We start from the raw sequence: 13401 nt of genomic DNA, 5'->3' as shown, positions 1-13401 counted from the left end.
CATAAATGGTAGACTAAGTGTACCTAAAACAACAAGAAGCCAGAATTATGAAACGCAACAAAACCCCTGTTTATTATGGTGATTACCTACAACTGGACAAGATTCTGGGCGCCCAGAAAATGCAAAGCGCCAATTATGGCGACCCCGCCCACGACGAAATGTTGTTTGTAATAGTGCATCAGGTTTACGAGTTATGGTTTAAGCAAATTCTGCATGAGCTGAACGCGGTGATTACCGTGTTTAATCAGGACGAAATTCCCGACAATGCGTTGATTGAGGTGGTCCACCGACTGCATCGAATCATTCAAATCCAGCAATTACTGAACGACCAGATAAGCGTAATGGAAACCCTAACGCCCCAACAGTTTCTGGCGTTTCGTGATTACCTGGTACCGGCCTCCGGTTTTCAATCCATTCAGTTTAAGCGGCTGGAAATATCATTAGGCTTAAAGCGCGAGTTTCGAATCGACTTCGACAAACAAAGCTTTTATAACCGTTTAACCGCAGAAGATCGCCAGATTCTGGAAGAGTTGGAAAGCAAGCCAAGCTTATTTGAGTTGGTCGAAAAATGGCTGGCCCGCATGCCATTAATGGAACAAGACGAATTTGCCTTTTGGCAACACTTCAAAAACGCCTCCGACGACTGTCTGGAATCAGATAAAAATATTATCGAAAATAACGAAACGCTCTCTGATAAAGAAAAACGTCAGGAGCTTAAAGATCTCGAGTCTACCCGCCAAAGCTTTGCGGCATTGTTTGATAAAAATGCGTATAGGAAATTGAATGAAGACGGCACCTTTCGGTTAAATCACGAGGCGATGATGGCCATGCTGTTCATCAAGCAATATCCTGAAGAACCTATTTTTAATCTGCCATTCCAATTGATTACTGCACTAACTGAAATTGATGAAAAATTGACCATATGGCGATACCGCCATGCGATGATGGTGCAACGCATGCTTGGCACAAAAATAGGCACCGGCGGCTCATCAGGTCATCAGTATCTCAAAAAGACCACAGACTCTAATCGAATTTTTGTCGATTTTTTCAATGCAGCGAGTTTTTTGTTGCCCAAAGATATGTTGCCACCGTTGCCAGAGCAGGTAAAAGATTACTTTGGATTTTATAAGAAAAAATGAATATGATTGGCGGCGATAAGCATAAGTTGATCGAGTTATAGCTAAATCTTCAGGCTGTGCACAAAATGTTACTCGTCGTTACGAGAATATATGTGTTTGTTGTTGAAAATTTGTTCCCATTATGGTTTTTATAATAGGGCGGGAAGGAACAAAACCCTCGCCCTAATTGGACAATAATAAATATCATAATAGACAAAAGCAAAATGGACGTTTTTGCTTTTCAGGGAGACAATTCATGTTTAAAAACTCTAAACTGGCTTCGTCAGTTAAGATCGCGTGCGCGGTTGGCTCAACTGTGGCGCTTTTATCTTCAGGCAATGTATTCGCTCAAGAAAATAGCAAAGATAGTGAAGCTACCGTCGAAAAAATCTCAGTTACCGGTTCACGTATTGCCCGGCCAGAACTATCTACGCCAGCGCCTGTAGTGACTATCGATGCTGCCGAAATTCAGCGTTTCGGTGCCCCCGATCTGGGAACTCTGTTGGCTGAGCTGCCGGCTATCGGAGCCGCCAGCACCCTGATTGGTAATAACAATAGTAACGCCAATGCAGGTATCAGCTCACCCGACTTACGTGCTCTAGGTGCAACTTGAACCCTAACTTTGGTAAATGGCAAGCGTCACGTTGCAGGTTCGCCATTCTCTAACGCGGTTGATACGGGCACCATCCCTACCGCAATGATTGACCGCATTGAAGTCATCACCGGCGGTGCTTCAGCTATCTACGGCTCAGACGCGGTAGCAGGTGTTATCAACGTAATCCTAAAAGATAACTATGAAGGTTTTGAGGCGCGTTATTCACATGCTTCGGATCTAGAGGATGTAGGCACTCAAAATTCTGCGTTTAGCATTTTAGCCGGGGCTACCTCCCAAGATGGCCGTGGTAATGTTACATTTTTCGCGGAAAAAAGCTCAATATCTGAAGTCTTAAAACCTAATCTCCAGCAATCTCAATTTATCGGTACGGTAAACAATCCTGATGACGGCGGAGAAGACGACGGTATTCCGGATAAATTCAGAGTTCCAAATGTAGGATCCGAAATGATCAATGCATTTGGTGTTCTAAACCCATTCTCAGGGAATCCGCGCATTACCTTTACTCCGGACGGTACTGGCATCACTCAGGTCGAACGAAACCGCACCAACAGTTTCGCCTTTGGTAATTTTGACGAAGCTTACGACACGGTTTTCTTTCCTGACCGGTACGAAAACTATATCCCTGCACAGGACACCTTAACTTTAGCCAGTACCTATCGTTATGACCTTACCGACAACATCCGTTTTTATGGGGATATGAAATACGTTGATAAAGATATCGAGCAGCAATTCCAGCCATCATTTCGATTTGGCAATATCGCCATCAATGCTACCGACAACCCGTATCTGGACGATGCTACCCGTCAGCAACTATTTGATGCAGGCCAAACCGGCGAAGTATCAATGGCACGTTTCTTTGACGATATAGGTAACCGTTCTGCGGCCAATGATCGACGTTTGTACCGTATTGTTTCAGGCTTTAAGGGTTACTTTACGCTGTCCGATACAGACTTTGACTACGACACCTATTATACCTACGGCGAAACATCTAACGTGCGTCGTACCCTTAATGATTTGATTCCTACAAATCTTGATGCTGCGATAGATTCAGTAATAGACCCGGAGACCGGAGAAGCCGCATGTCGTAGCCAGGTAGCGTCAGCGCAGGGTGATGATTACGAAGATCCAGCTGCCGTAAACGGTGGCGACTGTGTACCGTTTAACCCATTCGGGTTTGGCAATGCCAGTGCAGAGGCTTATGACTTTATTTCAGGTGATGTAACGCGCGAAGATCAACTTACTCAGGAAATGTATGGCGCCACGGTATCCTTTGATACTGCTGAGTTTGTTACATTGCCTGGCGGCCCAATTGGCTTTGCATTAGGTTATGAGCACCGCAAAGAAGACGTTCGGACAACTACGGATGAATTCACCAAAGCTGGTTTTTACACCGGCGCGGCAACCCCTGACTCGTCTGGGGATATGATGTAGAAGAGTTCTTCATTGAGACTCGTCTCCCAATTCTGTCAGGTGTATTTTTGGCGGAAGAGTTATCTGTGGATGCCGCGTTCCGCTCTGCCGACTATTCTCACGCAGGAAACGCGGATGCTTGGCAAATTGGCTTTTTATGGTCTCCAATCGAACAGGTTAGTTTACGAGGAACCGTGGGTGAAGCAGTTCGTGCACCGAACGTAGACGAAGCATTTAGCCCTATATCTCCAGGTTTTGCGCGTGTATCAGTTCCTTGTGATGCCGATAATATTGATGAGGATGAAGATCGTCGTGCGAACTGTATGGCGCTTGGCATACCAGAAGGCTTCGAAGCAAATGATAATGTAAGTGTGGATACCCTATCTGGCGGTAATCCCGATTTAACACCTGAAGAAAGTGAATCTCGCACTTTTGGTGTAGTGTGGCAGCCGACATTTGTTGAGAATTTGTCTATCACTTTAGATTGGTACGATATCGAAATTACTGACGCTATCACTGATGTTGATGCACAGGATATCGTCAATAATTGCGTCGATGCCACGGGTGGCCCTGATTCCGCGTTCTGTTCACAGGTTGATCGAAATGAGAACTTTGATGTGGAGCTGGTTCGTTCAGGCTTTGTCAATGCTGCGGCTTTGCAAACCTCAGGTCTTGAAATGCAAATTCGGTATACCACGGATTTAGCTCAATATGATTTACCGGGTGAGCTTCGTTTTAACATCCAGGGTAATTATGTCGATGAATTAGAAGAGTTTGCCTTCCAAAATCGTCCAGATGAAATTGATGTTGAAGTCGGTGAAGTTGGTGACCCTGAACTTCAGTTCAGAACCAGTGTTGATTATCGATTAGACAACTGGAAGTTCAACTACACCAGTCGTTTTATTGACCGCAGCGCACTGTTTGACGTCTCCCCTGACGGAGGTAGCGAAGAAGATGTAGACATTAGCTACATTGGCTCTATCTGGACCCATGATTTGGCAGCAAATTATTACTTTGGTGAAAACCTGGAAGTGTACGCCGGCATCCGAAATGTGTTTAACAAGGTACCGGCAGGTTATACTTTTAACCCATTATACGATTTGGTCGGCAGACGCTTTAATGCAGGGGTTATCTATCGCTTTGAATAAGCAACTAAGGTAGGCCCTTTCATAAGGTTGATTCTATAACTGATGAACCAGGTAAAAAGCCCAGCATTATTAGCTGGGCTTTTTTGCTCATGCTTTCAAATCACCTGCTGGTAATAAAACGACCTCATGGTAAAGGTAAAGGGAACACTGAATGCGGCGGTTAAACAACTGCATATTTATTCTATATAGCAAAGATCCAATGAGAAATGCCGCATAGGACTATGTAGCTTTTTTTTACAATAAAATGTCCTTACGCAGCCTATATTTAGCGTGTATGAAACGCATTTCACAAAAAAAGTACAAAAATAGATGGAACTTTTTACTGAACATGTTCTTTAGTCGATTGACCCCATGTGAACAATGTGGTTATTATTTAGCGCCAACCAAAAGTTATAATGAATAAATAGTTGCTGTAGCAACATACAAACCAAGGCACTTTATCGTGCTATTACGTTCTAGGGAGACGAACATGTTTAAAAATAATAAGCTAGCTAGGTCAGTCCAGCTGGCATGCGCTATTGGTGTAACTTCGGTTTCACTGTTTTCTTCAGCACTGGCCAATGCCCAGGATGCTGCAGTAGAAAAGGAAGAAGCGGTAGAAAAAATACAGGTCACAGGTTCACGGATTCGTTCTGCCAGCCTGGAATCTCCTTCACCATTGCAAACATTTGACGCATCTGACATCGATGCTGCAGGTGTAGCCAATATTCAGGAACTGCTGTTACAAAACCCAGCATTTGGTTCGCCAGGCATCAGCCGCACTAACTCAAACTTCAGCACTTCAAGTGCTGGTGTTGCCACAGTTGACTTAAGAAACCTGGGCGCCTCAAGAACCTTGGTTCTGGTCAATGGTCGCCGTTATGTTTCAGGTGTTCCTGGTAGCTCTTCAGTAGATTTGAACACCATTCCTGCGCAATTTATTGAACGTGTTGAAATTCTGACGGGTGGCGCATCATCAGTCTATGGTTCTGACGCGGTTGCCGGTGTGGTTAACTTTGTCTTAAAAGACGACTTTGAAGGTGTTGAAGTTGATCTTAAATACGGTGAGTCAGCTGAAAGCGACGCCACTGAGCGTACCTTTAATATCACCTCGGGCATCGGCGCGGACAAAGGCAACATGATGTTCCATTTGTCCTATTCAGATGAAGGGGCAGTATTTAGCCGCGACCGTGATCGTAGCGCAGTGGATCAGCTTTCTAATGTATATTTTACTAATGAACCTGAAGATATCTTTAACCCGGTGCGTCCATTCTTCTCGTCATTCCCGCCTCAGGGTCGTTTCGACTTAGGTGGCACACGTTACACATTTGATTCAGACAATAATTTAAAAGACAGCTTCAGCACTAATGGTGACGCTGATAATGCCGCTGACGGTTTTAACCGTAGTGCATTCCGGACCATTGCCATCCCCACCGAACGTTACTTGTTTGCTGCCCTGGGTGACTATGAATTGTCTGACAACCACAGTGTTTTCTTTGAAGGCACCTATGCTTCAACCAAAACACAAACCAAACTAGAACCATTTCCGTTTGCCTCTGATGATATTTACGCCGATGGTTTGGTCCCTTATGAGTTTAATGTAACCAACACTGCCACTGGCGAAGAAGCGTTTTTACGTAACCCGTTTGTTCCAGACAGCATTGCCGGGTTAGGCACAGATGGCAATGGTGACGGCCTGCGGGATTATTTCTTCGCTAAGCGACTGGCTGGCATCGCTGCACGCGGTAACGTAGCTGAGCGTGACACTTATCGCTTCACGGTAGGTATGGAAGGTCTTATTTTTGATGACTGGTTCTATGAAACCTATTATATCTATGGTCAAACCAACGAGTCTCAGGTGTCTTCTGGTCAGGTAAACGTACAAAACTTCCGTTATGCGCTTGAAGCGGTTTCAGATGACCTGGACCTTGATGCCGACGGTATTACTGACGAAGCAGTATGTATTGATGCCACTGCCCGTAGTTTTGGCTGTGTACCTATCAATGTATGGGGCAATGGCTCAATCACACCAGAAGCCGCGGCGTATGTAAATGCACCGGGTCTGTTGAACACCTCGTTAACTCAGGAAGTTATTGGTGCCAACATCTCTGGCGATTTGTTTGAATTACCAGCTGGTTATGTAGGTATTGCTGCTGGTTTTGAATATCGTGAAGAAACCAGCCGCGATGAGTTTGATGCCTTGCAGCAAGCCGGTCTGAATGCGGGTAACGCCATTCCGGCCACCTCAGGTGAGTTTGATGTTACTGAATACTATGTAGAAGCGAATGTACCGATTGTTGAAGGTCTGAGCGCTCGCGGTGCGTACCGTGCATCTGATTACTCAACCGTAGGAAGTACTACAAGTTACAATTACGGTTTAGAGTGGGAAGTGACAGACTGGTTGCGTTTACGAGCTATCGAGGCACAATCAACTCGTGCGCCCAATATTTCCGAATTATTCGCGCCACCATCGCAAACCTTCCCATCTGGTCTGACCGATCCTTGTACCCGTGAACTGACTGACGCATGTCTGGCGGCGCCAGGTGTGCAGGATAATGTTAATGCTAATGGCGGCACATTTACCCTAAACCAGTCTGACATTCAGGGTATCAGTGGCTTCAACCTGGGCAACCCGAATGTTAAGGAAGAGAAGGGTAAGTCTACCACTATTGGTATGATCATTACCCCAGATAACAGTGGCATCAAAGTTCTTGAAGACATGAGCTTTACCATCGATTACTTCGATATTGAGATTGAAGATGCGATTGTATCTACACCACGTCAGTTTATTCTTGACCAGTGTTATGGTGGCGGCGATAGTTCGTTCTGTAACTTTGTAACTCGTCGTGCAACTGACGCAGGTAACAACAGTGCCGGTTCTATCGAGTTTATCGACAGTGGTGTAACAAATTCTGGTGGTTTCAACACCGAAGGTGTTGATATTACGTCTCAGTACAGCACTGAAATCATGAACGGTACGTTCCGCAGCAAATTGGCTTACACTTATCTGATTGACGGAGAAACTATTCCGTTGCCAAATGCAGCAGCTGACCCGTTTGGTGGTGAAGTTGGTGCCTCTGAGCATAAGTGGAGCCTGTACCTGGGTTACACTTACGAAGATATTTCTGTAAATGTAAATACGACCTATATTGGTGAAGCTGCAATTGATGACCAGTTCCTGGCAGGCTTCGGTTTCGAGCCAGAAAGCGTCACAATCGGTAAAGAGGTTTATGTTGATCTTCAGGTTAGCTATTTTGCCACCGATAACTTCGAGTTTTACGGCGGTGTAGATAATGCGCTGGACAATGATCCACCGGCTATTCTGAGTGGTATTGCTGGCAGTGATACAGGTACTGAAACAGATGCAGGTACATATGACCCAATCGGTCGTCAGTATTATGTTGGTGTTCGTGCCACGTTTTAAATAGTGGTCTGAGGGCAGAGCATCTCGTTGCTTTACAATAAATACAAATGCCAGCCAGTTACCTGACTGGCATTTTTTTTGGTGCAGCTACTATTGCTTTTGCAATGATTTACCGCAGACCATGGGGTGTTCTTATTGAGTCACTCATCGATCCTGCATTGGCAAAGTATCAGCCTGCCAATTAAGTCGCCATAACTGACGGACGGTCCCAGCGTGTGATTGGCGGGGCAGTAAACCCATAACCTGTGCCTGTTAAAAAGCGGATTACCTGAGGTAACTCAATGAATAGCTACCCCGAAACAGTTAAAGGCCACTAAAGCTTGGTAGTAGCTTATGCAATAAAGCATAAATAGTACTCGCACAATACCGGCTGCACCCGGAGCCCCCACCAGAGTTACAGCCCCCACTACGGATAACTTGTCTTGAAGCATTCTCACATTATTAGCCGCAGGTTTAGCATTGGCCTAATCTGTTAGTCGTAGGCAAATTGGTTACGGTACACGAGCCTGAGTCTCATGCTGTCACTTACTGATTAGTCACTACGGCGTTAATCATGAGCGTTCATATTCAAGGTAGACAATTTTCGGCCTGGTCATTTGTGGATATTTTCAAGATCCGTATTGACTGCATGGGCTTCAAAGCAGGTTTTATGGGAAAAAATGTTTAGGGAAAGGACGTCATTACCAGCTTCTTCGTTCTTGCTCAACAATATATGTTTTTAATTTGTTAAAGGGTATAGGAGAACCCAGCATTACGGCGATGGGGAGTAGGTACCTTGCAGCCAGTGAGCGATAGAAATCGAAAAAATTCGCATAAAAATTCTTTTGTAATGCTTGGAGGCGCTATTCTGAACGGCAAGCTATTAACGCTTTATTCATATATTCGCTCGAATGAAAGTTGGACTATTAACATCTTATTAATTAAAAGCGTAAAAAAAACACAAAAAAAAATGGAACTTTTATTTCATCCCAGAACAATGGTAGTTGACCGCATCAAGCCGATGTGGTTATTATCACCTCAGGGTTTAGTGCCTTAACGAATAAAAAGTCGTTTTAACGTCTTATATTATAAACACTGAGCATAATGTTTTGGTGGTCCAGGGAGACAATACATGTTTACAAATAATAAACTGGCGAAGTCAGTGAAGCTGGCGTGTGCGTTCGGCGCAGCATCAGCTGCCATTTTTTCTACAAATATGGCGGTAGCTCAAGAAGACGTTACAGCTGAAGAAGCTGTAGAAAAGATTTCCGTAACGGGTTCGCGTATCCGTAAAGTCGATTTTGTTTCTAATGCACCGGTTGCAACGGTAGGTGAAGAGCAATTTGAGCTTACCGCAACGGTTAACACCGAATCACTTTTGAATACGCTTCCTCAGGTTGTTCCTGGACTAGACCGAACGTCTAATAACCCGGGTAACGGCACCGCAACGGTGGATCTGCGCGGTCTGGGCACTAACAGAACTTTGGTTCTGATTGATGGCCTGCGTGCGGTTCCTACCACCGCTGGTGGTACGGTTGATATTAACTCTATTCCAACCGCCTTGATTAAAGATGTTGAAGTATTAACTGGTGGCGCATCAGCCGTATACGGTTCTGACGCGGTGGCTGGTGTTATTAACTTCATTCTTAAAGATGATTTTGAAGGCGTTGACATTGCCACAGGTTACGAAGTAACAGAACAGGGCGATGCGGAAATCTGGAATGCGGACTTCACTATTGGTGGCAATTTTGCAGACGGTAAAGGTAATGTGGTTTTCAACATCAACTACACCGACCGTAGCGATTTGTTCCAGGGCGATCGTGGTTTTGCATCTGTTGCTCAGTTTGACGATGGCGCGGGTGGTCTGGAGCCAGGCGGTTCTTCTGGTGTACCAGGTACGTCAATTTTTGCAGGTGGGCTTTCCGATGGCATCCCAGGCTCGCCGGGTATTATCTTCAACCAGGATGGTAGCCTTCGTCCGTTCGTAGCTAGTGGTCAGGTTAACGATTTCTATAACTTCGCCCCGGTTAACTACATTCAGCTTCCTCAGGAACGTCATCAGATTACCGCTTTGGGTTCATATGATGTTACTGACAATGCCGAAATCTATGCCCGTGCAATGTTTACCGACAGCAATGTACCGCAGCAATTAGCGGCCACGCCTATTTTCCAGACCTCAACCTTTACCCTGGATGGCAACCCGTTTTTAACAGCTGATGCTCAGCAGACTCTTTCTGACGGCATTGGTGATGATGTTGATACCGACGGTGATGGCATCGCAGATACAGCGACAGCTTTGGTTCGTCGTCGTATGCTGGAAGTGGGTCCACGCCGCTCAGAAAGTAACTTCCAGTCTTATCAGATGGTTACTGGCCTGCGTGGTAGCTTTGGTGAGTCAGCCTGGACCTATGATGTATTCTATCAAACCGGTCAGGTAACCCAGACAGAAGCCCAGCTGGGTAACGTCAACCGTGGTCGTTTTGATCAGGCTTTATTACTTGAAACCGATGAAGCCGGCAATGTTGTGCTTGACGCCGACGGCAACCCTTCATGTTCCGATACGTCAGCAAATGGTTCAACCCTCGGTTGTACGCCTTTAAATATCTTCGGTGAAGGTAATATTTCACCAGATGCAGCGGCGTTCCTGCGCACCGCGGTTTCTTCCTCAGCGGTATTTGACCAAATCATGTGGGGCGGTAGTATCGCCGGTGACTCTGGTGAATGGTTCGAGTTGCCAGGTGGTCCGGTAGGTATTGCGATTGGTTATGAGAACCGTAGCGAAGACTTCGAATTCTTACCTTCACAGGATTTAGCGGCGGGCACTATTGCCGGCTTTAATGGCGCGCCTCCTGTAGCCGGTGGTTACTCAACCTCTGAGTGGTATGCAGAAGCTTATTTGCCAATTTTATACGGTCTGCCATTTGCTGAGTCGGTTGACATGGAACTGGCATATCGTTCTGCTGACTACAGCACAGCAGGAACGGTAGAAAGTTATAAGATCAGTGCTTCATGGGCTGTGAATGACGACTTACGTTTCCGTGCAGGATTCAACACGGCAGTTCGTGCGCCTAATATTGCCGAGTTGTTCTCACCAGCGGGTGAAAACTTCCCGGGTGCCGCGGATCCATGTTCTGCGTCAGGTGCACCAGCATCTCAAAGTGCCGAACTTGCCGCCTTGTGTCAGGCCACCGGTGTACCAGAAGATGTGCTGTTTGGCTCGGCAATCGATCCGGCTTCAGGCCAGGTTCGCACCAAAGTTGGCGGCAACCCGGACCTGAAAGAAGAAGAAGCTGAAACACTGACAGTGGGTATGGTTGTTACCCCGTTTGAAGATTTCACTTTCAGTATCGATTATTTTGACATTGAAATTGAAGATGCGATTGCAGTGGTTGGTACTAATAACATTCTTAACCTGTGTTATAACACAAGTGCCGGTGGTGTAGGTTCACAATACTGTGATGCGGTAAATCGTCGTCCTGACGGATCTATTGACTTTGTAGCTGATGCGTCGCAAAACGCGGCATCGGTAAAACTGTCTGGTATTGACCTTATCGCCAGCTACAACGTTGATGCGGGGCCGGGCAACCTGAGTTTAGATTACCTGGGTACCTATACCGACGAGTCTAGCTTTGAAGCCTTCCCAGGTGCTGACCCAATCGAATGTGCCGGTAACTTTGGCGCTGATTGTCTGGAGCCATTGCCAGAATACAAACACCGGGTAACGGTTAAGTACAGCATTGATGACTTCACTGGTCAGCTATTGTGGCGTTATGTGGGCGAAGTGAACGACGACGACGATGGCACTGATTACACCGTTGAACAGATTGATGGACACAGTTATTTTGATGCATCAGGTACCTATTACCTGGGCGAAAACTACCGTGTAACCGCAGGTATCGACAACGTGTTTGATAAGCAGCCACCTATCATCGGTGACAACGATCAACAAGCGAATACTTATCCTGCAACATACGATGTATTTGGTCGTACGTACTACGTAAGAATCGCAGCTTCATTCTAATCTATCACTAATTGAAAAAGGCTCCCAGTGGGAGCCTTTTTTTTGTTTATCAAAAGCCTAAGTGAACAAGTCAGCTCAAAAACTAGCCTAAGGAAGTATTGTAATTGGTTAATTTTTAGATAGTATAAGGTAAAGCTTAATAACAAAAAGTGCATAGCTTTGACGTCAGGTAATGCGATTCTCAACAGACTGCAACAATGCCTAGTAACAAAGAACTTTGCTAATCTCGATAGATTATTAGCACAGCTGCTCCTTCGTAATCCCACCAACCCAATGCTGTTACGTTTTCGGGCTGCCAGCCGGTTTTCGCAGGGGGCCTATCAGCCTGCCATTGACGATCTGCAACACTGCATATCCATAACGGGTGGCGATGGTGAGCTATATCTCAACCTGGCAAAATGTTACTTTTTTGAGAACCAAAGTGACCGTGCGCTTACCTGCCTTAGCCAATCTATAGCGTTGCAGGACGGGGCAAGGGTGCCATCGCTCTGTTTTTTCTTTCAAAAGTTACAGCACTGCAGCAAACGGGCTGAGTTTGAGCGCAACCTGCAGCTTGCGGCGTCACTTATGGCTTCCTCCAGAGTATTGTTTCTGGCAGCCACCCGGGCTCTTGTTGACCGTGGGTGTGGTACGCAAGCCCAAAAGCTGGTGGTCAATTTCGCTGACAACTTTAATCAGGATGCCGAGATGCAGTTGCTTAAAGCTCAGGTCGCTAATACCGCGGGTGACTTTCAAACAGCGTATACTTATCTTAGCGAATTAATAAAATCGCATTCGCAAGCATTTGCAATACACCATAATTTTGCAAATTGTTTGGTAGGTATGCAACAATATGACAGCGCGATCTCGCACTATAAAACAGCACAATTATTGAATCCGTCCTACGCCCCGAGTCACAAAAATTTGGCCCAGCTTTTGTTCGAACAGGGCAAGGTTGCCGAATGTTTGCATTCCTATGAACTGTTACAGCAAAACAAACAATTTACGGCCCAAACCCTGGATGATTATTTAACCTTACTCATAAAAATGAAACAACATGATAAGGTGTTGGGGTTACTCGAGTCAGCTGGTGCCCGGGTTGATGGGACGACGCGTAACTATCATCTGGCCCAGGCATACCGGCTCAGCGGTGATAGTACTCAGGCGACCGTGGCCGCCAAACGGGCTATGCAAGGGATGCTAACCGAGGATCGTTTGTGTCAATTGGCCCAGCATCTGATCAGTGCCGGCGAATCTACGGCTGCCCAACATTGTATAGAGCGGGTTTTGTCAGTAAATCCTGCTCATCAATGGGGGCTGGCATTGCTGCCGTTTTTCCCCACTCTGCCAGACGGGTATAAGGCGGCTTTTCAGTGCCGCACCAATTTTATTTATGAAGGTACAATTAGACCACCGTCAGGCTATGCCTCGCTAGCAGCGTATTTAGCAGCCTTGCAAACTTATCTTTTTCTTTGCATCAGTCGCTTCAGGCCCCTCTTGAGCAAACCCTGCATCACGGTACGCAGACTGGGGGTAATTTGTTTGCCCGGCAGCATCCGCTTATTGAGCATCTTCAGCAACAATTTAACTGGCATGGCGCGCAGGCACACCAGCAGTTTTCGCGGTTACCTTCTCCGTATGCCGACTTCAATAAAGTCAGCCAATGTCGGGCGGAACATGCGTGGTCGGTAAACCTGCAAAGCGGTGGCTATCATAATAACCATATC

At 46.0% G+C, this 13401-nt stretch carries 7 protein-coding genes; all 7 read left to right on the top strand.

What is annotated here, in order from left to right; all coding sequences use genetic code 11:
* The first annotated feature begins 47 nt into the window (after positions 1–47).
* A complete protein-coding gene (locus tag IT774_RS12035; RefSeq protein ID WP_195809982.1) occupies positions 48–1139 on the top strand; it encodes a tryptophan 2,3-dioxygenase family protein in 1092 nt (363 codons plus the stop codon).
* Positions 1140–1374: 235 nt separating this feature from the next.
* Positions 1375–1731 carry a hypothetical protein gene (locus tag IT774_RS17500; protein ID WP_232364978.1) on the top strand — a complete coding sequence of 119 codons (357 nt, stop codon included), beginning with the start codon at positions 1375–1377 and terminating at the stop codon, positions 1729–1731.
* A gap of 9 nt (positions 1732–1740) precedes the next feature.
* Complete coding sequence (locus IT774_RS17495) at positions 1741–3165, top strand: TonB-dependent receptor plug domain-containing protein (protein WP_232364977.1); 1425 nt, start codon at positions 1741–1743, stop codon at positions 3163–3165.
* 47 nt (positions 3166–3212) lie between these two features.
* Entirely contained in the window at positions 3213–4292 is a 1080-nt protein-coding gene (locus IT774_RS17490) for a TonB-dependent receptor (RefSeq protein WP_232364976.1), read from the top strand.
* Between the two features lie 469 nt (positions 4293–4761).
* Entirely contained in the window at positions 4762–7695 is a 2934-nt protein-coding gene (locus IT774_RS12025) for a TonB-dependent receptor domain-containing protein (RefSeq protein ID WP_195809981.1), read from the top strand.
* Between the two features lie 1111 nt (positions 7696–8806).
* On the top strand, positions 8807–11695 hold the full coding sequence (locus tag IT774_RS12020; protein ID WP_195809980.1) for a TonB-dependent receptor domain-containing protein: 2889 nt from the start codon (positions 8807–8809) through the stop codon (positions 11693–11695).
* A 567-nt stretch (positions 11696–12262) separates the two neighbouring features.
* Entirely contained in the window at positions 12263–13366 is a 1104-nt protein-coding gene (locus IT774_RS17485; protein WP_232364975.1) for a tetratricopeptide repeat protein, read from the top strand.
* Positions 13367–13401: the final 35 nt, after the last annotated feature.

Origin of the sequence: Salinimonas marina, assembly GCF_015644725.1 — a bacterium.
Taxonomy (GTDB): domain Bacteria; phylum Pseudomonadota; class Gammaproteobacteria; order Enterobacterales; family Alteromonadaceae; genus Alteromonas.
Note: the sequence above shows the minus strand (reverse complement) of the source record. Positions and strands in the feature narration are given on the sequence as shown.

What these genes read in the sequence shown, in the direction of transcription:
- IT774_RS12035 (WP_195809982.1), top strand. Translation starts at nt 48, where the DNA reads ATGAAACGCAACAAAACCCCTGTTTATTATGGTGATTACCTACAACTG.
- IT774_RS17500 (WP_232364978.1), top strand. Translation starts at nt 1,375, where the DNA reads ATGTTTAAAAACTCTAAACTGGCTTCGTCAGTTAAGATCGCGTGCGCG.
- IT774_RS12025 (WP_195809981.1), top strand. Translation starts at nt 4,762, where the DNA reads ATGTTTAAAAATAATAAGCTAGCTAGGTCAGTCCAGCTGGCATGCGCT.
- IT774_RS12020 (WP_195809980.1), top strand. Translation starts at nt 8,807, where the DNA reads ATGTTTACAAATAATAAACTGGCGAAGTCAGTGAAGCTGGCGTGTGCG.
- IT774_RS17485 (WP_232364975.1), top strand. Translation starts at nt 12,263, where the DNA reads ATGGCTTCCTCCAGAGTATTGTTTCTGGCAGCCACCCGGGCTCTTGTT.